The 19,776-nt window shown below is 65.2% G+C and carries 22 protein-coding genes; 9 read left to right on the top strand and 13 right to left on the bottom strand.

The genetic code is table 11. The features are described from left to right. Positions 1 to 47: 47 nt before the first annotated feature. Together EDE08_RS06225 and EDE08_RS06220 are read left to right on the top strand one after the other, a co-directional pair. Positions 48 to 533, top strand: a complete 486-nt coding sequence (locus tag EDE08_RS06225) for an outer membrane protein assembly factor BamE (protein ID WP_131868099.1) — start codon at positions 48 to 50, stop codon at positions 531 to 533. A 216-nt stretch (positions 534 to 749) separates the two neighbouring features. Next, on the top strand, positions 750 to 1,751 hold the full coding sequence (locus EDE08_RS06220) for a Bug family tripartite tricarboxylate transporter substrate binding protein (protein ID WP_131868098.1): 1,002 nt from the start codon (positions 750 to 752) through the stop codon (positions 1,749 to 1,751). A 174-nt stretch (positions 1,752 to 1,925) separates the two neighbouring features. Here the strand turns inward: EDE08_RS06220 and EDE08_RS06215 are convergent, their stop codons facing one another. The 12 genes from EDE08_RS06215 to EDE08_RS06160 all read right to left on the bottom strand — a co-directional run bounded on the left by EDE08_RS06215 (position 1,926) and on the right by EDE08_RS06160 (position 12,761). Next, positions 1,926 to 4,046 carry a sodium-translocating pyrophosphatase gene (locus tag EDE08_RS06215; RefSeq protein WP_131868097.1) on the bottom strand — a complete coding sequence of 707 codons (2,121 nt, stop codon included), beginning with the start codon at positions 4,044 to 4,046 and terminating at the stop codon, positions 1,926 to 1,928. Positions 4,047 to 4,281: 235 nt separating this feature from the next. Continuing rightward, on the bottom strand, positions 4,282 to 5,274 hold the full coding sequence (thiL, locus tag EDE08_RS06210; RefSeq protein WP_131868096.1) for a thiamine-phosphate kinase: 993 nt from the start codon (positions 5,272 to 5,274) through the stop codon (positions 4,282 to 4,284). Positions 5,275 to 5,468: 194 nt separating this feature from the next. Continuing rightward, positions 5,469 to 5,966, bottom strand: a complete 498-nt coding sequence (nusB, locus tag EDE08_RS06205) for a transcription antitermination factor NusB (protein ID WP_131868095.1) — start codon at positions 5,964 to 5,966, stop codon at positions 5,469 to 5,471. Between the two features lie 4 nt (positions 5,967 to 5,970). Continuing rightward, complete coding sequence (ribH, locus tag EDE08_RS06200) at positions 5,971 to 6,462, bottom strand: 6,7-dimethyl-8-ribityllumazine synthase (protein WP_131868094.1); 492 nt, start codon at positions 6,460 to 6,462, stop codon at positions 5,971 to 5,973. Positions 6,463 to 6,638: 176 nt separating this feature from the next. Then, positions 6,639 to 7,262: a riboflavin synthase gene (locus tag EDE08_RS06195; RefSeq protein ID WP_061877771.1), complete on the bottom strand. Its 624-nt coding sequence runs from the start codon at positions 7,260 to 7,262 to the stop codon at positions 6,639 to 6,641. Next, positions 7,262 to 8,410, bottom strand: coding sequence for a bifunctional diaminohydroxyphosphoribosylaminopyrimidine deaminase/5-amino-6-(5-phosphoribosylamino)uracil reductase RibD (gene ribD, locus EDE08_RS06190; protein ID WP_131868093.1), 1,149 nt, complete (start codon positions 8,408 to 8,410; stop codon positions 7,262 to 7,264). The genes EDE08_RS06195 and ribD overlap by 1 nt, the downstream gene beginning before the upstream one ends. Further along, positions 8,407 to 8,889, bottom strand: a complete 483-nt coding sequence (gene nrdR / locus EDE08_RS06185; protein WP_131868092.1) for a transcriptional regulator NrdR — start codon at positions 8,887 to 8,889, stop codon at positions 8,407 to 8,409. The genes ribD and nrdR overlap by 4 nt, the downstream gene beginning before the upstream one ends. A gap of 71 nt (positions 8,890 to 8,960) precedes the next feature. Further along, entirely contained in the window at positions 8,961 to 10,259 is a 1,299-nt protein-coding gene (glyA, locus tag EDE08_RS06180) for a serine hydroxymethyltransferase (RefSeq protein ID WP_131868091.1), read from the bottom strand. 267 nt (positions 10,260 to 10,526) lie between these two features. Further along, a complete protein-coding gene (locus tag EDE08_RS06175) occupies positions 10,527 to 10,748 on the bottom strand; it encodes a hypothetical protein (protein ID WP_131868090.1) in 222 nt (73 codons plus the stop codon). A 37-nt stretch (positions 10,749 to 10,785) separates the two neighbouring features. Then, the gene (locus EDE08_RS06170) at positions 10,786 to 11,022 is read right to left on the bottom strand and encodes a hypothetical protein (protein ID WP_131868327.1); all 237 of its coding nucleotides are present in this window, start codon (positions 11,020 to 11,022) and stop codon (positions 10,786 to 10,788) included. A 200-nt stretch (positions 11,023 to 11,222) separates the two neighbouring features. After that, positions 11,223 to 11,741, bottom strand: coding sequence for a transcriptional regulator LdtR (ldtR, locus tag EDE08_RS06165; protein ID WP_025036696.1), 519 nt, complete (start codon positions 11,739 to 11,741; stop codon positions 11,223 to 11,225). A 516-nt stretch (positions 11,742 to 12,257) separates the two neighbouring features. Then, positions 12,258 to 12,761 carry a DUF6163 family protein gene (locus EDE08_RS06160; protein ID WP_131868089.1) on the bottom strand — a complete coding sequence of 168 codons (504 nt, stop codon included), beginning with the start codon at positions 12,759 to 12,761 and terminating at the stop codon, positions 12,258 to 12,260. A 136-nt stretch (positions 12,762 to 12,897) separates the two neighbouring features. Here EDE08_RS06160 and hemB point away from each other — a divergent pair, with 136 nt between their 5' ends. From hemB to EDE08_RS06130, 6 genes are all read left to right on the top strand, one after another. Continuing rightward, positions 12,898 to 13,959 (top strand): porphobilinogen synthase, encoded by a 1,062-nt coding sequence (hemB, locus tag EDE08_RS06155; protein ID WP_131868088.1) that lies wholly within the window; start codon positions 12,898 to 12,900, stop codon positions 13,957 to 13,959. A gap of 318 nt (positions 13,960 to 14,277) precedes the next feature. Beyond that, entirely contained in the window at positions 14,278 to 14,820 is a 543-nt protein-coding gene (locus EDE08_RS06150; protein ID WP_061877766.1) for an RDD family protein, read from the top strand. A 119-nt stretch (positions 14,821 to 14,939) separates the two neighbouring features. Further along, entirely contained in the window at positions 14,940 to 15,716 is a 777-nt protein-coding gene (locus EDE08_RS06145; RefSeq protein WP_131868087.1) for an arginyltransferase, read from the top strand. Between the two features lie 6 nt (positions 15,717 to 15,722). Then, positions 15,723 to 16,238, top strand: a complete 516-nt coding sequence (locus EDE08_RS06140) for a hypothetical protein (RefSeq protein ID WP_131868086.1) — start codon at positions 15,723 to 15,725, stop codon at positions 16,236 to 16,238. Positions 16,239 to 16,341: 103 nt separating this feature from the next. Further along, on the top strand, positions 16,342 to 16,572 hold the full coding sequence (locus tag EDE08_RS06135; RefSeq protein ID WP_131868085.1) for an AbrB/MazE/SpoVT family DNA-binding domain-containing protein: 231 nt from the start codon (positions 16,342 to 16,344) through the stop codon (positions 16,570 to 16,572). Next, positions 16,562 to 16,960: a PIN domain-containing protein gene (locus EDE08_RS06130; protein WP_131868084.1), complete on the top strand. Its 399-nt coding sequence runs from the start codon at positions 16,562 to 16,564 to the stop codon at positions 16,958 to 16,960. Before EDE08_RS06135 ends, EDE08_RS06130 begins: the two co-directional genes overlap by 11 nt. A gap of 39 nt (positions 16,961 to 16,999) precedes the next feature. Here the strand turns inward: EDE08_RS06130 and EDE08_RS06125 are convergent, their stop codons facing one another. Continuing rightward, complete coding sequence (locus EDE08_RS06125) at positions 17,000 to 18,352, bottom strand: Nramp family divalent metal transporter (protein WP_131868083.1); 1,353 nt, start codon at positions 18,350 to 18,352, stop codon at positions 17,000 to 17,002. 170 nt (positions 18,353 to 18,522) lie between these two features. On the opposite strand from EDE08_RS06125, the gene EDE08_RS06120 reads away from it, so the two are divergent. Beyond that, a complete protein-coding gene (locus EDE08_RS06120; protein ID WP_131868082.1) occupies positions 18,523 to 19,767 on the top strand; it encodes an MFS transporter in 1,245 nt (414 codons plus the stop codon). The last annotated feature ends 9 nt before the right edge of the window (positions 19,768 to 19,776 follow it).

Genomic DNA, 19,776 nt, shown 5'->3' with positions numbered 1-19,776 from the left:
GTACTTCAGCGCCTCGCGCGACGCAAGGGGACGGAATCAGTTCCGCTATGACGACAACGAACAAGACCAGCCTGCGCGCGAACCCGCGGCGAGGCCTCCATGCATGCTGGCGCGGCTTGCGCATGCTCGCTGCCGCGACCGTGGTCGGCGCGGCACTTGCGGGCTGTACGGGCGAGCAGTTCCAGAAGGGTTACATCCTGCCGCCCGGCGCGCTCGAGCAGATCCCGATCGGCGCAAGCCAGGACCAGGTGCTGATCGTGATGGGCACGCCCTCCACGGTCGCGACCCTCGACGGTGAGGTGTTTTACTACATCTCGCAACGCTCGGAGCGCCCGGTCGCCTTCATGAACCAGAAGGTGGTCGACCAGCGCGTCATCGCGATCTATTTCGACAAGAACCGGCGCGTGCGCCGGCTTGCGAATTACGGCCTCCAGGACGGCAAGATCTTCGACTTCATCAGCCGTACGACGCCGACGTCGGGCCAGGAGATGAGCTACCTCGCGCCGCTGTTCAAGCTGCTCAGCTTCAATTGAGACTCCACAGCGCTTTGGCGCGGAGTCGATAACGGCTCGCGCGGAAAAAATGCGTCCAACACGCAGCCGGAGCCCTTCCAATTCCGTGGGAAGGTAAATCGCTCCGAGCTGCGTCGTCGTGCCGCTCTGCGCGCGCCACTTGCCGTCGCACGCGACTTGCGGTCACACGAGCTGTTCCCTACGGTCCCTGCAAAGCAAGAAGCAGGGAGTGGATTCGTGCCTAAGCCTTTGTTGTCCCGCCGTCGCGTGCTCACCGGCGCTGCCGGCCTTTCAGCCGCAGCCATACTTCCGCGATCGAGCCTCGCCGACTGGAAGCCCACCGAAAACGTTCGCCTCGTCGTGCCGGCTGCGGCCGGCGGCTCGACCGACGTGATGGGCCGGCTCCTGGCCGCGCATCTGCAAACCGCCTGGGGCCAGTCGGCGGTCGTGGAAAACCGCTCGGGCGGCGGCGGCACCATCGGGACCGCCGAGGTGGTCCGCGCCAAGCCGGACGGACACACCATCCTGATCGGCAATCCCGGTCCGAACGCGATCGCCTACAGCATCTTCAAGAACCTCACCTACAAGCCCGACCAGCTCCAGCCGGTCTCGAACATGATCCGGATCCCGAACATCGTCTCGGCGCATCCGAAGACCGGCATCAAGTCGATCCCCGAGCTCATCGCCTATCTCAAGGCCAATCCGGACAAGCTCAGCTACGCCTCTTCGGGCGTCGGCCAGAGCCCTCACCTCACCGGCGCCTGGTTCCTCCAGCTCACCGGCCTGAAGATGACGCACATCCCGTTCCGCGGCGCCGGACCCGCGCTGCAAGCGGCCCTCGCCGGCGACATCCAGATCCTGTTCGACAACCTCTATCCGAGCCTGCCTCAGGTGCAGAACGGCACGCTCAACGGTCTCTGCGTCACCACGACCGAGCGCAGCGACCTCGCGCCGAACCTGCCGACGATGCGGGAAAGCGCGCCGGAGCTGGCGAGTTTCGACATCTCGTCCTGGTTCTCGGTGTTCCTGCCGAAGGGCGTCTCACCCGAGGTGCTCAACGCGCTCAATCTCCAGGTCAAGGCGATGCTGGAGCGCGACGACGTCAAGAAGCAGATCGCAGCAATGGGCGCCCGCGCCGACTACGGTACGCCGGAGCAGTTCGCCGCCTTCCTGGACGCCGAGACGAAGAAGTTCGCCGGCATCATCCAGAAGGAAGGGCTGCAGATGGACGTGCAGTAGGTCTCTCTTCCGTCATTGCCAGCGTAGCGAAGCAATCCAGTCTCTCTCCGTGGAAAGACCCTGGATCGCTTCGTCGCAAGAACTCTTCGCAATGACGTGGTGAGAGGGTCCGGCCACCAAAACAAAACCCCGCGGCTCGCACCGCGGGGTTCTGTTTTGCAGAGTTGGCGCCGCTCAGTGCGCCAGGATCGCCAGCAGCAGCAGGGCCACGATGTTGGTGATCTTGATCATCGGGTTCACCGCAGGGCCCGCCGTGTCCTTGTAGGGATCGCCGACGGTGTCGCCGGTGACGGCCGACTTGTGGGCGTCAGAGCCCTTGCCGCCGAAATGACCGTCCTCGATGTACTTCTTGGCATTGTCCCAGGCGCCGCCGCCCGAGGTCATCGAGATCGCGACGAACAGGCCCGTCACGATCACGCCGAGCAGCATTGCGCCCACGGCCGAGAACGCCGCCGACTTGCCGGCCGCGCCGCCGCCCGCGATCGCGTAGATCACGAAGTAGACGAAGATCGGTGACAGCACGGGCAACAGCGAGGGGATGATCATCTCCTTGATCGCCGCCTTGGTCAGCAGGTCGACCGCCTTGCCGTAGTCAGGCTTGTCGGTGCCCTGCATGATGCCCGGCTTCTCTCGGAACTGGCGTCGCACCTCCTCGACGATCGCGCTCGCCGCACGGCCCACGGCCGTCATGCCCATCGCGCCGAACAGATACGGCAAGAGGCCGCCGAACAAGAGGCCCACCACCACGTAGGGGTTGTTGAGCGAGAAGTCCGGATTGACGCCGGCGAAGTAGGGATGCTGCGCGGAGCCGGCAACGAAGAACTTGAGGTCCTGGTTGTAGGCCGCGAACAGCACCAGGGCGCCGAGACCGGCGGAGCCGATCGCGTAGCCCTTGGTCACCGCCTTGGTGGTGTTGCCGACCGCGTCGAGCGCATCGGTGGATTTGCGCACCTCCTTCGGCAGGCCCGCCATCTCGGCGATGCCGCCGGCGTTGTCGGTGACGGGACCGAAGGCGTCGAGCGCGACGATCATGCCGGCCAGCGCCAGCATGGTGGCGGTCGCGATCGCGATGCCGAACAGGCCGGCGAGGCTGTAGGTGACCAGGATGCCGGCGATGATCACGATCGCGGGCAGCGCGGTCGCTTCCATCGAGACGGCAAGGCCCTGGATCACGTTGGTGCCGTGACCGGTCACCGAGGCCTGGGCGATCGACTTCACCGGACGGTAGTCGGTGCCCGTGTAGTATTCGGTGATCCAGATGATCAGCGCGGTGACGACGAGGCCGACCACGCCGCATTCGAACAGCGCCATGCCGGTGTAGTCGACGCCCTCGAGCTTGCCGAAGCCGATCAGGTAGTAGATCACCAGCGCGATGCCGATCAGGGACAGGATGCCGGTCGCGATCAGGCCCTTGTAGAGCGCGCCCATGATCGACTGGCTCGGCCCGAGCTTGACGAAGAAGGTGCCGATGATCGAGGTGATGATGCAGATGCCGCCGATCGCGAGCGGCAGCGTCATCATGTTGGAGAGGATCGCCGTCTTGGCGAAGAAGATGGCCGCAAGGACCATGGTGGCGACCGCGGTCACCGCATAGGTCTCGAACAGGTCGGCAGCCATGCCGGCGCAGTCGCCGACATTGTCACCGACATTGTCGGCGATGGTCGCGGGGTTGCGCGGATCGTCCTCGGGAATGCCGGCCTCGACCTTGCCGACGAGGTCGCCGCCGACATCCGCACCCTTGGTGAAGATGCCGCCGCCGAGACGGGCGAAGATCGAGATCAGGGAGGCGCCGAAGCCGAGCGCCACCAGGGCATCGACCACGACGCGGCTATCGGGCGCGAGCTTCAGCGAGTGGACCAAAAAGCCGAAATAGAGGGTCACACCCAGCAGCGCGAGACCCGCCACCAGCATACCGGTGATCGCTCCGGCCTTGAAGGCGAGCTCGAGCCCGCCGGCGAGCGACTTCGTCGCGGCCTGGGCGGTACGCACATTGGCGCGGACCGAGACGTTCATGCCGATGAAGCCGGCAGCGCCGGACAGGATCGCGCCGATCGCAAAACCGATCGCGACATAGAGCCCGAGGAAATAGGCAAGCAGCACGAAGATGACGATGCCGACGAGACCGATCGTGGTGTACTGGCGCCGCAGATAGGCCTGTGCGCCTTCGCGCACGGCTCCTGCGATCTCCTGCATGCGCGGCGACCCCGCATCCGCGCTCAACACCGAAGACGTCGCCCAAATCGCGTAGACGACGGAAAGCACTCCGCAGAGCACTATCAACCATAATGCTGTCATGTGATTTTTGCCTCAGATCCTTGATGTACCCCCGGCGCCTTTTATTGTCCGTCGTGCGGTGCGGCGCCTTGATTTCGAACAAGGCCGCCCCTTGCCCAAAAGGGGCGGCCTTAGTCGGTCGCGAGCTTGCCAAAATCAAATAGAGGGTGCAACGCCGGATAAGGCCGAAACCGTCGATCTCGGCAGGTATTTAGGACCGAGTGCTGAGAACCAAGATGCCGGCTTGGAGCAATTCCTAGAAGTGGCTGTAGGACAGCCGCGTCAAGAGCAGGTCCTGGCCCTTCCCGTCCAGGAAGCGCGGCCGCTCCTGCCCCTCCACGATCATGCCGATCATGGTCACCGCAACGCCCTCGGCCCGCCCAGCGGCCATCAGCGCCTCGCTTTGCGCCGGCGGAACGGTGCACAGCACCTCGTAGTCATCGCCCCCCGCAAGCAGCGTCTCGACGCAAACGACGTTGCTTGCGAGCAGGCCGGCCGCCACGGCCGAGAGCGGCACGCTTGTCACGTCGACCGAAGCCGAGACCCCGGACGCTGCACAGAGTTTGGCCAGATCGCCAGCGAGACCGTCGGAGACGTCCATTGCTGCGGTCGCATGATCGCGCACCGCCTGCGCCAGCACGTTGCGCGGCTGTGGCACCCGATAGCGTGAGACCAGGGCTTCCCTCGCGGCAGGATCGGACGCGACCGCTGCGGCAGCGGCACCGCCTTTGAGCACGTCGAGGCCGAGCGCGGCATCGCCGATCGTTCCCGTCACGAGGATGCAATCCCCTGGCTTTGCACCGGTGCGCCCGACCATCCGCCCCTGCGGCACGCGGCCGAAGGCAGTGATCGAAATCATCTGCGGGCCCGGCGTCGACACCGTATCGCCGCCGAGCAGCGGGCATGCGAATGTCCTGGCGTCCTCGCCCAGCGCGTCCGCAAACGGACGGAGCCAGGCATCCTCATGGCTGCGCAGCGCCAGCGTCAGCACGAAGCCGGCCGGCACCGCGCCCTTGGCGGCGAGATCGGACAGGTTCACCCGCAGCGCCTTGCGCGCGATGGTGTCGGGCGGATCGTCGGCAAGATAATGCACGCCCTCGACGACGGCGTCAGTGGTGACGACGATGTCCTCGCCGGCTGACGACAGGACTGCGGCGTCATCGACGAGCCCGAATGCGCCGGGATCGGTCGCGAGCGGCTTGAAGTAGCGCGCGATGAGGGAGTCTTCGGCGGAGGGATTGTTTGCCATCAGCGCCAGCCACGTCCACCGCTGTCATCGCCCGGCCAGTGCGCAATTGCGCACTAGGACCGCGCGATCCATTATTCCAGAGACTGTCGTGTCAGCCCGATAGGCCGCAGCGTACTGGATCACCCGCCTTCGCGGGTGATGACAGCGGAGTATGGAGCAGTCGTCTCGCATCACTTCACCGCCCTCGCGGGAAACTACCCCCGCCCGAACTCGTCGCCGCGAAACTGCCGGCCGATCTGGTCGAGCACGGCGTTCACCATGCCGGTCTCCTCGCGGTCGACGAAGGCATTTGCGACGTCGACATATTCGGAGACCACCACCCGGCCCGGCACGTCCTTGCGGTGCTGGAGCTCATAGGCTCCGGCCCGCAGCACCGCCCGCAGGATCGCCTCGATCCGCTTCAGGGGCCAGCCTTTCGACAGCGCCTCGTCGATCAGCGGATCGAGCTTCTTCTGGTCGCGCACGACGCCCGAGACCACGTCGCGGAAGAAGGCGGCTTCGGCCGGCAGGTAAGTATCGCCCTCGACCTCGTTGCCGAGCCAATGGCTCTCGAACTCGGCGAAAATGTCGTTGATGCCGGCACCTGCGATATCCATCTGGTACAGCGCCTGCACGGCTGCGAGCCGCGCCGCACCGCGCCGGTTGGCCTTCTTCTCGACAGCTCCTGCCGGCTTTTTTGTGTTATCGGCCATGGCTTCAGGCCTGCGCCAGGCGGCGCTTGATGCGCAGCATCGCCAGCGCGGCGCGCGCGGCGTCGCCGCCCTTGTCGAGTTCGCTGGCGCGCGCCCGCGCCCAGGCCTGCGCCTCGGTGTTGACGGTGAGGATGCCGTTGCCGAGCGGCAGTTTTCGCGCCACTGCGAGGTCCATCAGCGCGCGCGAGGATTCCTGCGACACGATCTCGAAATGAATGGTGTCGCCGCGGATCACGCAGCCGAGCGCGATCACCGCATCATAGGGCTTGCCGTTCGCCGCCGCGGCATCGACCGCGATGGCGACAGCCGCCGGGATTTCCAGCGCACCGGGAACCGTGATCACGTCATGGGTCAGGCCGGCCGCCTTCAGTTCAGTCACCGCGCCATCCAGAAGCGCGTCCTGGAGATCGTCATAGAACCGCGCCTCGACTACAAGCGCGCGCGCGCCGGAAATGTCGGTCTGGTCCTTCAGGGGTGCGCGCCGCGCGTCTGCCATCGTTCAATCCGTTTCGAAAGGGGTCGGCGCTATGTAGTCGCCGGAAGCATGTAAGCCAAGTTAGAAACCGTCATTCCGGGGCGGCTCGAAGAGCCGAACCCGGAATCTCGAGATTCTCTGGTGCGCAATTGCGCACCAGAGTTCGCTTCGCGCCCCGGAATGACCGGCTTTGCCGGTCACTTCATCTCCGTCAGCCGGGCCGCGTAGCGAGCCATCAGGTCGACCTCGATGTTGACCTCGTCCCCCGCCTTCCAGTCGCCGATCGTCGTGACCGTCAGCGTGTGCGGGATGATCAGCACCGAAAAGCTCACGTCCTTGACCGTATTGACCGTGAGCGACACGCCGTCGAGCGTGATCGAGCCCTTGGTGGCGATGAACCGCGCCAGCTCCCGCGTGGTGGAGAGCTCGAACCGCGCCATGTCGGGCAGATCCTCGCGGCTGAGAAGCGTCGCGATGCCGTCGGCATGGCCGGCGACGATATGGCCGCCAAGCTCGTCACCGATCTTGAGCGCGCGCTCGAGATTGAGCCTCGTGCCCAGCTTCCAGTGCTTTGCCGTCGTCAGCGCCAGTGTCTCGGCGGCCGCATCGACGTCGAACCAGGTCCTTTGAGCAGAGCCCTTGCCGCCTTCCACGCCCGAGGCAACCACAGTCAGGCAGACGCCGTTGCAGGCGATCGAGGCGCCGTCGGCAATCGTGCCCTGATCGTAGCGGCAGGCGATGCGCAGGCGATGCAGCTGCCCCTGCGCCGTAGGCGTGAAGCTGACGATCTCGCCGATATCGGTGACAATGCCGGTGAACATTAGGCGCGCTCGTAGATGGTGAGAGTATCCTTACCGAAGGTCTCGCTAGCATGAACCTTGTAGGCCGGCGAATGCGTGATTTTCGACAGGGGCAATGCATCGAGCGCATCGACACCGCCGGGGCCCACCGTTTCCGCCCCGCGGAACAGCCAGATCTCGTCGACGAAATCGGCCGCAACGAAGGACGCGGCGACACGGCTGCCGCCCTCGACCATCAGCCGCGTGATCCCTTTCTCGGCCAGTGCGTGCAGCACGGCCGCAAGATCGAGCCCGGACGTGCCCTTCGGCGACACGCGAATGAGCTGCGCACCGGCCGCGCCGAGCCGCATGGCGGCGGCAGCCTCGGCGAGCTCGGACCCCACCACCCAGAGCGGCGTCTCGCGCGCGGATCGCACGAGCTGGCTCGATGCGGGAATGCGCAGGCTCTGGTCGAGCACCACGCGCACCGGCGAGCGCGCCGCCATGCCCGGCAGGCGGCAGGTGAGGAGCGGATCGTCCGCCAGCACCGTTCCGATGCCGACAAGGATCGCGTCACTGCGCGCGCGGAGGAGATGTACGCGGTCGCGCGCGGCTTCCCCCGTGATCGCGAGCGGCTTGCCGCCGGCCGCGCCGATCTTGCCGTCGGGCGAAACCGCGAGCTTGAGGATCACATGAGGGCGGTGATCCCTGATACGGCGGAAATGGCCGGCATGGTCGAAGGCAGCCTCCGCCGCGCAAAGACCCACATCCACATCGATGCCGGCGGCACGCAGACGCGCATGCCCCTGGCCTGCGACCTCAGGATTGGGATCCTCGATCGCCGCCACCACCCGCTTGATGCCGGCAGCGATCACCGCATCGGCGCAAGGCGGCGACTTGCCGAAATGCGAGCATGGCTCCAGCGTGACATAGAGCGTGGCGCCGGGCGCCGCCTCGCCTGCGCGCCGCAACGCTTCAGGCTCGCCATGCGGCCGTCCTCCCGGCTGCGTCCAGCCGCGGCCGACGATGACGCCGTCCTTGACGATGACGGCACCCACGGCCGGATTGGGCCAGGTCCGCCCCTGCCCGCGCCTGCCCAGCGCGAGCGCCAGCTCCATGAAACGGCGATCGGCGTCCTTGGCCTCGCGGGCCTTCTGCGCGAACTGGTCTTCCAGGATGCGGAAGATCATTTGCGGATCGCGGCGAGCCGCGCTTCCTCCTCACCGGAGAGCTCGCCGAGCACGTTGGCGAAATCCTTGGCTTCGCGGAAGTTGCGGTAGACTGAAGCAAAGCGCACATAGGCGACGTCGTCCAGCGTGCGCAGATGCTCCATCACGGTCTCGCCGATCACCTCCGAGGAGATCTCGGCCTCGCCCCCGGTCTCGAGCTCGCGCACGATGGTGGAGACCATCTTCTCGACCCGCTCCGGCTCGACCTGCCGCTTGCGCAACGAAATCTGCACCGAGCGCATCAGCTTGTCGCGGTCGAACGGCACGCGGCGGCCGTTGCGCTTGATCACCGTGAGCTCGCGCAGCTGCACGCGCTCGAAGGTGGTGAAGCGGAAATTGCAGGCGACGCACACGCGCCGCCTGCGGATCACGGACGAGTCCTCGGTCGGACGCGAGTCCTTTACCTGCGTATCCAGACTGTTGCAGTTCGGGCAGCGCATCCAACGAGACCTCTATTTTCGCATGATCTTTTCGGAAAACCGGAACATACTTTTCCGGATCATGCGGCGCCTTACTGGTAGATCGGGAACCGGTCGGTGAGCGCCTTGACCCGTTCCTTGATCGCAGCTTCCACCAGCGGCGCCTTGCCGTCGGAGGATTGCGCGATCGCGTTGAGGACCTCGGCGATCATGCCGCCGACCTGCTGGAATTCGGCCACCCCGAACCCGCGGCTGGTCGCGGCCGGCGTGCCGAGCCTAATCCCTGACGTGACGAAGGGCGATTCCGGGTCGAACGGAATGCCGTTCTTGTTGCAGGTGATGGCCGCGCGGACCAGTGCCTTCTCCGACACGTTGCCCTTCAGACCCTTCGGCCGGAGATCGACCAGCATCAGATGATTGTCGGTGCCGCCCGAGACGATGTCGAAGCCGTGGCTCTTCATCGCTTCCGCCAGCGCCTTGGCGTTCTCGACGACATTCTTGGCGTAGACCTTGAAGTCCGGCCGCAGCGCCTCGCCGAGAGCGACCGCCTTCGCCGCGATCACATGCATCAGCGGACCGCCCTGCAAGCCCGGGAAGATCGCCGAGTTGAACTTCTTGGTCAGCGTCTCATCATTCCACAGCATGAGGCCGCCGCGCGGACCGCGCAGCGACTTGTGTGTCGTCGTCGTGGTGACGTGCGCATACGGCACCGGCGAAGCATGCACGCCGCCGGCGACGAGGCCGGCGAAGTGGGCCATGTCGACCAGGAGGTACGCCCCGACGCTGTCCGCAATCTCGCGGAAGCGCTTGAAGTCCCAGGCGCGCGAATAGGCCGAGCCGCCGGCGACGATCAGCTTCGGCTTGACCTGCTCGGCCTGCCTGGCGACCGCATCCATGTCGATGATCTGGTCCTCGCGGCGCACGGTGTAGTGCGCGGCCTTGAACCACTTGCCGCTCATGTTGACGGGCGAGCCATGGGTGAGATGGCCGCCGGCGGCGAGATCCAGCCCCATGAAGGTGTCGCCGGGCTGCAGCAGCGCCAGGAACACCGCCTGGTTCATCTGGCTGCCGGAGTTCGGCTGCACATTGGCAAAGCCAGCGCCGAACAGCTTCTTGGCGCGATCGATCGCAAGGTTCTCGGCGACGTCGACCCACTCACAACCGCCGTAGTAGCGCGCGCCCGGATAGCCTTCCGCATACTTGTTGGTCATCACCGAGCCCTGCGCTTCCAGCACGGCCCGGCTGACGATGTTCTCGGAGGCGATCAGCTCGACCTCGTGGCGCTGCCGGCCGAGCTCGCCCTTGATGGCGGCGGCGATTTCCGGATCGGCCTGCTCGAGCGAGGCGGTGAAAAACGAATCGGGCGCGGAGGCGGTTTTGGGTGCGGTCATCTTGCGAATATCTCCACCCCCGCAGCCTTTTGGCGGGCTACGGACGGGTCTGGTGTGGCGATCGGAAGCGGCGAGCGCGATCTACCACATCGCCCGCAACAGGCCAAGTAGTTGCGGGTCGAGCCTGATATTTATGCAAGATGTGGTGGGGGATCGGAGGTTTTCGGCGCGGGAGCGGTTCTATGGAACCATTCCTCTGCAATATCTCGACAGGGCCGATGGGGCCTCATCTCACGCCAAGAGCCACCGGCCCGGCCCAGTGCCGTCTCACAGCCCCGTATAGCCCGCCTTCACCGGGTCCACGCTGCCGTCGAGCTGGCGCAGGTAGGTCAGGCCGCACACCGTCAACCTGTGGGGGTCCTTCTCGCCGGCTTCCATCAGGATGTTGAGGTAGTTCGTGACCTTGACACGCGCCTCCTCGCTGGCCGCGGCGGTGCGGTTGGCGAGCAGGTCATAGGTGTGCATGATGCGGTCGATGGCAGCTTCCATGGCATCCTCTGGTTGGTCGCGATTTTGGGAGTTTCGATCAGGCAACCGCCTTGGCCTCGATCTGCGCCTGGAACCGGGCAATCGCCTTGTTGGCCAGCCTGATCTTGTTGAATTCGCCTTGCTGGAGCAGCTTGACGATGACGCCGAGCAGGCGTTCGTCAGTGACGAGCGTGTCGGGGATCGCGCCGGAACGGCGAAGGTAATTCGCGGCGATGCCATAGGCCTCGCTGACGAGTTCCACGTTCATCGCCCGAAGCCCGCGCTCGACCAGCATCGACATCTCTCCGATCCGAAGGAGATAAGCGCCCAGCCCGGAACTGGTTCCCCACGGCCGGCACATTTTTTCGCAGGTGCGAGAACACAAAACGCACCGGTCCGGAGAATCCGGGCCGGCGCGCTTGGGGAGGTCAGGCACGTTCGGGAAGGCTGCCGGTCTTGTTGCGGGCCGGCTTGACCTTGATCCCTTCGGAAAACTCAGAGGCGATAGAGGATCTGGTCGGTCCAGAACCGCTCGAGGCGGTGCAGCGACTTGTTCAGGGTCGCAAACTCGTCGCCGGAGATGCCGCCGACCTGCTCCACCGTCTTGACGTGCTTCTGGTAGAGCGCATCGACGATGCGGCGGACTTCCTGGCCCTGCGGCGTCAGGCGGATGCGCACCGAGCGGCGATCAACGCGCGAGCGCTGATGATCGAGGAAGCCGAGCTCGACGAGCTTCTTCAGATTGTAGGAGACGTTGGAGCCGAGATAGTAACCGCGCGTGCGCAGCTCGCCCGCGGTCAGCTCCTTGTCGCCGATGTTGTAGAGCAAGAGCGCCTGGACCGAGTTGATGTCCGCACGGCCGCGGCGATCGAATTCATCCTTGATCACGTCGAGGAGCCGGCGATGCAGCCGCTCCACCAGAGTCAAAGCTTCCAGATAGAGCGACTGCACCGAACCCTGCTGGCCGGAGACGCGCTCTGCGGTATCTGCCGCAGTTGCGACGGCTTTCATCATGACACTTCCCCTGTTGTCGTTTTTATCGACACTTATTCGACGAAACTTGTGTCCCGCCTGATAGGTGCAACTTAAGGGGGCCGTTTGAAGATCGGCTTAAATAAGAGAATAAAGAGATCATGAATTTAAGACAGTGAATTGCGGATTAAGCCTGTGCCACAAGGGCTTTTCGCAACCGTCTGTTGACCCTCGCAAGGTCCTGTTCACCCTCCGTCCGCCCCTGTTGTCGCATTCCAGAACAGCCCCGCCCCGTTTCGAAACGCGCGCGTAACGGCTGTGGCGAAAGCGGCTGGTTAGCGAAAACTTACGTCGAATTTTACGCAACCAACGGTCAACCAAACGCGCACAACTCCGCAAGCGCCACTCCCGTGTCCCGGACAAGCGAAGCGAAGATCCGGACCCAGAGCTGCAAGCGAGATGTCGGAGAGATGGGCCCCGGCTCTGCAACGCAGAGCGCCGCAAGTGCGCCGCGCTGCATTGCGTCCGGCGCACGAGAATTTGCGCGCGACGCGACGCCTACGGCGGCCGTTCGCGCGCGGCCATCCAGGCGAGCGCGAGATAGGCGGCGAGCATGAAGACCTCGACGCCGACCACGACGAGGCTGCCGCCGTAGATACCGGGGAACATCAGCTCGATCACGGCCATCGACACCACGGTCGTGAGCCACACCACCGCGCCCCAGGGCGTGGCGAGCCAGAGGCCGACCGCGGCCACGAGCTCGATCACGGCGAAGTAGACGGTCGCGGCCTGCCAGGCCATCGACTGGTTCTCGAACGCCTCGTCCTCGCCGCCGACGAACCCCGTCACCTGGGCCCAGTGATAGAGACCCTTCAGGATCGAGAGCAGCGCCATCACCCGCAGGAACAGCACCAGCCGGCGCGTCCAGACATTGTCATCGGACTGGGTGCGCTCCGAGGAGATCGCCGCCACCGACAACGCGTTCTCTCTGGCATTGTCTCGGGCGGCGTCCCTGGCCTGGGCGCCGTCGCGGGCCGCATCGCGGGTGGAGATCTCGGACATGGCCCCTTCTGGCTGCTTCGCCCCGCAAAATCAATCGGCTGCCAAGTCAGTTCAATTCTGCCTTGCGGCAGGTCAAGCCGCGGTGACGGGAACCGTGCGAGCTGGTATAAGAATAATTCCAGCCGGAGGAAGAGTGATGGCGATCAAATACGGACGTCCGATCGAATTGCGCGAGGTTTCGCGCCGGGATAGCACCGCAGTGCCCCATGCCCTCGATCTGACCGTCCGTCCGCGCCGTAACCGCAAGGCCGAGTGGGCCCGGCGCATGGTGCGCGAGAACGTCCTCACCACCGACGACCTGATCTGGCCGCTGTTCCTGATCGACGGCCACAACAAGCGCGAACAGATCGCCTCGATGCCGGGCGTCGACCGCCTCAGCGTCGACCAGGCCGTGCGGGAGGCCGAGCGCGCGATGAAGTTGACCATCCCCTGCGTCGCGCTGTTTCCCTACACCGACCCCTCCTTGCGCGACGAAGAAGGCTCGGAAGCCACCAACCCGGACAACCTGGTCTGCCAGGCGGTGCGTGCGATCAAGAAGGAGTTTCCGGAGATCGGCATTCTCTGCGACGTCGCGCTCGATCCCTTCACCAGCCACGGCCATGACGGCCTGATTTCCGACGGCAAGATCCTGAACGACGAGACGGTGGCGGTGCTGGTGCGCCAGGCGCTGGTGCAGGCCGAGGCGGGCTGCGACATCATCGCCCCCTCCGACATGATGGACGGCCGTGTCGCCGCGATCCGCGAGGGGCTGGATCGCTCAGGTCTGCTCGACGTGCAGATCATGGCCTATGCAGCCAAATATGCCTCCGCCTTCTACGGCCCGTTCCGCGACGCCATCGGCTCGGCCAAGGCGCTGACCGGCGACAAGCGCACCTACCAGATGGACAGCGCCAACACCGACGAGGCGCTGCGCGAGGTCGAGCTCGATATCGCCGAAGGCGCCGACATGGTGATGGTGAAGCCCGGCATGCCCTATCTCGACGTGGTCCGCCGCGTGAAGGATACGTTTGCGATGCCGACCTTCGCCTACCAGGTCTCCGGCGAATACGCGATGATCGTGGCCGCCGCGAACAACGGCTGGCTCGACGGCGAACGTGCCATGATGGAGAGCCTGCTCGCCTTCAAGCGCGCCGGCGCGGACGGCGTGCTGAGCTATTTCGCGCCGAAGGCAGCGGAGAAGCTGCGGACGCAGGGGTAAGCTCAAGCTCCATCTTCGGTGTCGTCCCTGCGAACGCAGGGATCCATACCGCGTGATCCATCTATGGTACACACTGGTCGTACAGACGAAGGATGAACTGCGAGTCTTCGCCAAACTCCTCCCTGTGGTTATGGATCCCCGCGTTTCGCGGGGACTAGACCGAGGATGTGGCGCCGATGTCAGCCTCCGACCATCAGGCCTTCCCCGCCCCCGAATCGCCGGAATATTTCGGTTTGCTGACGCTCGCGCGCCCTTGGCACGGGCATGGTCTGCTCCCATGTCGTGACACGAGGGGTTTTCCTCCCGGGAGGACGGACGATGTCGTATGACTCGAGTGATTCAGGCGTCTGGCGCAATGACGGCGGGGTGCAGCCGCACGCCTACGACCCCTACCTGCATCCGGAACTGTTCCGCGGCGTGGCGACGCGGCGCGTTTTTGCGTTCCTGATCGACATGGTCGTGATCTCCGTTCCCGTGATCCTCGGCTACGTCTTCATCGCATTGTTCGGCGTGGTCACCCTGGGCATCGGCTGGGCCCTGTTCTGGATCGCCTGGCCCGCCTCCGTCATCTGGGCCATCGTCTATTACGGCGCCTGCATCGGCGGTCCGTCGTCGGCGACGATCGGCATGCGGGTCATGGACCTGGAATTGCGCACCTGGTACGGCGCGCCCGGCTACTTCGTGCTCGGTGCCACCCATGCCGTGCTGTTCTGGATTACGGTCTCGTTCCTGTCGCCCTTGGTGGTGCTGGTTGGCCTCTTCAACGGCCGCCGTCGCCTGCTGCACGATTTCGTGCTGGGCACGGTCGTGATCAACAATTCCGTCCGTGCTCCCGTGCCTCAAGCGGCAAGACCGTACTGATCAAGAACCTATCAACCAGGACCGACTAAGCTGAGTGATCTGACCTGCCGAGCAGACCGATTGACCAGGGGCTTTCGTAGCGCGATGCTGATGCTCAGTTCGGAGGCCCACGACGTCCCTTGACCCAGCACTCGCGCGACACCCCCCAATTTTACCTCACGGCGCCCTCGCCGTGCCCCTATTTGCCCGGCCGGCATGAGCGCAAGGTGTTCACGCACCTCGTCGGCGACCGCGCTGGCGACCTCAACGACCTCCTGACCCACGGCGGCTTCCGCCGCAGCCAGTCGATCGCCTACCGGCCGGCCTGCGACCAGTGCCGCGCCTGCGTCTCGGTCCGGGTGATCGCCAACGAGTTCCGGCCCTCCCGCAGCTTCCGGAAGGTGATGGCGCGCAACGCCGACATCATCGGCGAGCAGCGCAGCGCAGTGCCGACCTCCGAGCAATATTCGGTGTTCCGCGCCTATCTCGACGCCCGCCACCGCCACGGCGGCATGGCCGACATGACCGTGCTCGACTACGCCATGATGGTCGAGGACAGCCACGTCGAGACCCGCATCATTGAGTACCGCAAGCGCGGCCCCGACAGCGGCATCACCGGCCGCGGCGAGGAACTGATCGCGGTCGCCCTGACCGACGTGCTCAGCGATGGTTTGTCGATGGTCTATTCGTTCTTCGAGCCGGGCCAGGTGGGCCGCTCGATGGGCACCTTCATGATCCTCGACCACATCGCGCGCGCCCGCCGGCAAGGCCTGCCTTACGTCTATCTCGGCTACTGGATCGAAGGCTCCAAGAAGATGGACTACAAGGCCCGCTTCCTGCCGCAGCAGCGCCTCGCCCCCTCAGGCTGGCTGCGCATCGACGCGCAGGGGGATGCGGCGTCCGAGCCGCAGGATTAAGAAGCGGTGGTCGTCGGGGTGCCGGCAAGCACAGGCATGCGTTTCCCATCTGCACTTCCTGCCATCTTCGCACTGTCGTTGATCGTCCCGTCGAGCATCGACGCTCACGCCTGTGAAGCCGGCCGCAAAGAGTATTTTGGCCGCTGCATTGCGGTGACACCTCCGCCCCCGAAGCTTCGAACGTTCCTCAACGACTACGGCCAGCCAATCAGCAAGATCGGCGAGATCGCCGATCTCTTCGCAGCGGACGTTCCCCTGTTCGACAAGCCCGAGCCTGGCGGCAAGATCATTCACACATGGCGGCACCCGAACGCCGACGTCGAATCCGAAGCCCGGATAGACGGCGTTCTTCCCGATTTTTATCTCGTGACCGTGAGTGTGTACGAGGGCCCGACATCATGCGGGATCGAGGAGTTCAAGCAGAAGGGACCGAAGACGACGTTGCGGGGCTACGTGCCAAAAACCAGCCCCCAGGACCTGCCGTCCCTCTGGAAGTTCAAGCACATGAGCGGGCTCTGCTAGCTAGCGGCCACGCCCCGCAAGCTCCGCACGGTTGCCGGCATCAATCTTGACATCCTGCGCGCTAGATATACATATTCGTTTGCGTATATCTAACGGAGGTCACATGCAGGTCGCCAAGTGGGGAAATAGCCTTGCGGTCCGCCTTCCCGCCACCGTCGTCGAGGCGCTTCAGCTGAAGGAAGGCGACGAGATCGAGATTCACGTTGCGGGGGAGCGGGAGTTCGGCGTGGCGCGCAAGCCGGACCGTGCCGAGTTGCTAAAGCGTATTCGTGCCCTTCGCGGCAGCCTTCCTGTCGACTTCAAGTTCGACAGAGATGAAGCGAATGCCCGTTAGCTTCTTCGACACGAACGTCCTCATCTATCTCCTGTCAGGCGACGCGGCGAAGGCTGATCGAACCGAGCAAGCACTTTTGGGCGGAGGCGTGATCAGCGTTCAGGTGCTCAACGAACTTGCCAACGTAGCCCGCCGCAAAATGCGATTGTCATGGCAGGAGACCCACACCCTCCTGGACTCATTGCGCGGTCTGCTTACAGTTTATCCTGTCACGCTGGATATCCACGATACCGGCCTGGGGCTCGCCGAACGCTATGGAATGCAGACCTACGACGCGATGATCGCTGCCTCTGCGCTCCACGCGGGATGCCAGACATTGCTATCCGAAGACTTCCAGCATGGAATGGTCCTGAAGGAAGGCCTTCGCATCACCAATCCGTTCGTGTGAGACACTCTCCCAGGCCAAACCGCCCGCAAAGCGACCGTCTCACCCGAACAGCGTATCGGCGAGCAGCTTCATATTCAAAACCACAATGACGCCCGCCACGATCCAGGCGATCGCGGCGACGGATTTGGGTATCGCGAACTGACCCATCTTGCGGCGGTCGGAGACGAAGCGAACCAGCGGGATCACCGCGAAGGGCAGCTGCATCGACAGCACGACCTGGCTGAACACCAGCAGGTCTGCCGTGCCGCGCTCGCCATAGATGGCCGTGACGATGATCACGGGAATGATGGCGATGCCGCGCGTCAGCAGGCGGCGCGCCCAGCTCGGCAGGCGCAGGTCGAGGAAACCTTCCATCACGATCTGGCCGGCGAGGGTCGCGGTCACCGTCGAGTTCAGGCCGGAGGCAAGCAGCGCCACCGCGAACAGCGTCGAGGCGATGCCGAGGCCGAGCAGCGGCGACAAGAGCTCGAAGGCCTGTCCGATCTCGGCGACATCGGAATGACCGCTCTTGTGGAAGGTCGCGGCAGCGACGACGAGGATCGCGGCGTTGATGAACAGCGCAAGCATCAGGGCGATGGTGGAGTCCGTCGTCGCCCATTTGATCGCCTCGCGCCGGCCGGTGTCGTTGCGCTCGTAGGCACGCGTCTGCACGATCGAGGAGTGCAGGTAGAGATTATGCGGCATCACGGTCGCGCCGATGATGCCGATCGCGATGTAGAGCATGTCGGAATTGGTGAAGATCTCGGTCTTCGGCACGAAGCCGCGCAGAACCTCCGCCACCGGCGGGGCCGCAGCCACGATCTGGATCGCGAAGCAGACCGCGATCACCGCCAGCAGCGCGATGACGAAGGCTTCCAGGAAACGGAAGCCGCGGTTCATCAGGAGCAGCAGCAGGAAGGCATCGAGCGCGGCGAGCAAGGCGCCGCCGATCAGGGGAATGCCGAACAGCAGTTTCAGCGCGATCGCGGTGCCGATCACCTCGGCGAGATCGCAGGCGATGATCGCCGCCTCGCAGGCGATCCAGAGCAGGAAGTTCACCGCCGGTGAATAGGTGGCGCGGCAGGCCTGCGCGAGGTCGCGGTCGGTGACGATGCCGAGCCGCGCGGCCAGCGACTGCAGCAGGATCGCCATCAGGTTCGAGAGCAGGATGACCGAGAGCAGCGTGTAGCCGAACTTCGACCCGCCGGCGAGGTCGGTCGCCCAATTGCCGGGGTCCATGTAGCCGACCGAGACGAGATAGCCCGGACCGACAAAGGCGAGCAGCCGCCGCGACCAGTGGCCGGCTCGCGGAACCGCGACCGTGGCATTGACCTCGGCGAGGCTCTTGGTGGTGGGCGCGTCGGCACGCCAACCGGCGGATTCGGGGTTCAGGTGGGGCGATAGGGCATCCATGCCGGCACAATACTCAAGTTCTTTCTTATTGCAACTCATTTGCAACTGCATCTAGCCGCACCGTTCACGCCCAGGCCTGTTGCCGGTCGCGCCTGTTGTCGGGAAGCGGGTGGGCCCAGTGGTCGTCAGGGTGAACATTGGCGCCAATTCGCCTTTGCAGGATATGAGCCATGTCAACGCCCCCTCGCCTCCCTGACACCTTCAGTCGCCTCGCCTGGTCGAATCTCGCGGCGCAATCGGCCGAGCAGATCGCGCTCGCCGCGGCGCCCATCGTCGCCGTGCTGACGCTCGGGGTGGCCGAAGGCCAGACCGGCCTGCTGCAGACCGCGCTCACCCTGCCCTTCGTCCTGTTCGCCATCCCTGCCGGCGTGCTCGCCGACCGCATGTCCCGCCGCAGGCTGATGGCGAGTGCCGAGGCGTTGCGGGCCGCAGCGCTCGCCGCCATCGTGCTCCTGCTGGCGCTGGGGGCCCTCGACCTGCCGCTGCTGGCCCTGCTCGGCTTCGCTGCCGTGTGCGGCACCGTCGTCTACAGCGTCGCCGCTCCGGCGCTGGTGCCCTCGCTGGTGAGCTCGGAGCTGTTGCCCGCGGCGAATGCGCGGATCGAGCTCGCGCGCACCATCGCCTTCGCCAGCGGCCCTGCGCTCGGCGGCGCGCTGGTGGGATGGTGGGGCGCCAGCCCGGCCTTCGGCTTTGCTGCGGCACTCTCGGCGATCGCGGTCGTGCTGCTCTCCGGCATCTACGAGCCCGCGCGCGGGCCGGCGCCGCGACGCCATCCGCTCCAGGAGATCCGCGAAGGCGCGGCCTTCGTGTTCCACCATCCGCTGCTGCGGCCGGTGTTCATCACCCAGTTCATCTTCAACACCGGCTGGTTCCTGCAGATCGCCGTGTTCGTGCCCTATGCCGTGCGCCATCTCGGATTGACGGCGGCCGGTGTGGGCGCGGTGCTGACGATGTACGGTGTCGGCATGGTGATCGGCGCGCTCCTCGCCACCCGCGTGATGCAGCGCATTGCCTTCGGCACCGTGGTCGGACTCGGCCCCGTCACCGGCTTCGTCGCCGCATTGGTGATGGCGCTGACGGTGTTGCTTCCCTCGCCGTGGCTCGCGGCCTTGAGCTTCTTCCTGCTCGGCGTCGGTCCGATCCTGTGGGTGATCTCGACCACGACGCTGCGCCAGTCGGTGACGCCGCCGCGCCTCCTGGGACGCGTCTCCGCCATCAACATCATGAGCTATGGCGCCCGTCCGCTCGGCTCGGCGCTGGGCGCTATCGTCGGCGGCCTCTGGAGCGCGGAAGCGTGCCTCTATCTCGCCGCCGCCGTCTTCGGCCTGCAGGCGCTCGTGATCCTGCTGTCACCGGCGGTCGCGCTGGACCGGCAGCCGGACATGGTGGGGGACGAAGTAGCGGCGCGGTGCTAGCTAGATCGT

Origin of the sequence: Bradyrhizobium sp. R2.2-H (genome assembly GCF_004346455.1) — a bacterium.
In the GTDB taxonomy this organism is placed as follows: domain Bacteria; phylum Pseudomonadota; class Alphaproteobacteria; order Rhizobiales; family Xanthobacteraceae; genus Bradyrhizobium; species Bradyrhizobium diversitatis.
The sequence above is the reverse complement of the archived record's forward strand: the minus strand, read 5'-3'. Positions and strand labels throughout refer to the sequence as shown.

What these genes read in the sequence shown, in the direction of transcription:
- EDE08_RS06225 (WP_131868099.1), top strand. Translation starts at nt 48, where the DNA reads ATGACGACAACGAACAAGACCAGCCTGCGCGCGAACCCGCGGCGAGGC.
- EDE08_RS06215 (WP_131868097.1), bottom strand. Translation starts at nt 4,046, where the DNA reads ATGACAGCATTATGGTTGATAGTGCTCTGCGGAGTGCTTTCCGTCGTC.
- thiL (WP_131868096.1), bottom strand. Translation starts at nt 5,274, where the DNA reads ATGGCAAACAATCCCTCCGCCGAAGACTCCCTCATCGCGCGCTACTTC.
- nusB (WP_131868095.1), bottom strand. Translation starts at nt 5,966, where the DNA reads ATGGCCGATAACACAAAAAAGCCGGCAGGAGCTGTCGAGAAGAAGGCC.
- ribH (WP_131868094.1), bottom strand. Translation starts at nt 6,462, where the DNA reads ATGGCAGACGCGCGGCGCGCACCCCTGAAGGACCAGACCGACATTTCC.
- EDE08_RS06195 (WP_061877771.1), bottom strand. Translation starts at nt 7,262, where the DNA reads ATGTTCACCGGCATTGTCACCGATATCGGCGAGATCGTCAGCTTCACG.
- ribD (WP_131868093.1), bottom strand. Translation starts at nt 8,410, where the DNA reads ATGATCTTCCGCATCCTGGAAGACCAGTTCGCGCAGAAGGCCCGCGAG.
- nrdR (WP_131868092.1), bottom strand. Translation starts at nt 8,889, where the DNA reads ATGCGCTGCCCGAACTGCAACAGTCTGGATACGCAGGTAAAGGACTCG.
- glyA (WP_131868091.1), bottom strand. Translation starts at nt 10,259, where the DNA reads ATGACCGCACCCAAAACCGCCTCCGCGCCCGATTCGTTTTTCACCGCC.
- EDE08_RS06175 (WP_131868090.1), bottom strand. Translation starts at nt 10,748, where the DNA reads ATGGAAGCTGCCATCGACCGCATCATGCACACCTATGACCTGCTCGCC.
- EDE08_RS06170 (WP_131868327.1), bottom strand. Translation starts at nt 11,022, where the DNA reads ATGCTGGTCGAGCGCGGGCTTCGGGCGATGAACGTGGAACTCGTCAGC.
- ldtR (WP_025036696.1), bottom strand. Translation starts at nt 11,741, where the DNA reads ATGATGAAAGCCGTCGCAACTGCGGCAGATACCGCAGAGCGCGTCTCC.
- EDE08_RS06160 (WP_131868089.1), bottom strand. Translation starts at nt 12,761, where the DNA reads ATGTCCGAGATCTCCACCCGCGATGCGGCCCGCGACGGCGCCCAGGCC.
- hemB (WP_131868088.1), top strand. Translation starts at nt 12,898, where the DNA reads ATGGCGATCAAATACGGACGTCCGATCGAATTGCGCGAGGTTTCGCGC.
- EDE08_RS06150 (WP_061877766.1), top strand. Translation starts at nt 14,278, where the DNA reads ATGTCGTATGACTCGAGTGATTCAGGCGTCTGGCGCAATGACGGCGGG.
- EDE08_RS06135 (WP_131868085.1), top strand. Translation starts at nt 16,342, where the DNA reads ATGCAGGTCGCCAAGTGGGGAAATAGCCTTGCGGTCCGCCTTCCCGCC.
- EDE08_RS06130 (WP_131868084.1), top strand. Translation starts at nt 16,562, where the DNA reads ATGCCCGTTAGCTTCTTCGACACGAACGTCCTCATCTATCTCCTGTCA.
- EDE08_RS06125 (WP_131868083.1), bottom strand. Translation starts at nt 18,352, where the DNA reads ATGGATGCCCTATCGCCCCACCTGAACCCCGAATCCGCCGGTTGGCGT.
- EDE08_RS06120 (WP_131868082.1), top strand. Translation starts at nt 18,523, where the DNA reads ATGTCAACGCCCCCTCGCCTCCCTGACACCTTCAGTCGCCTCGCCTGG.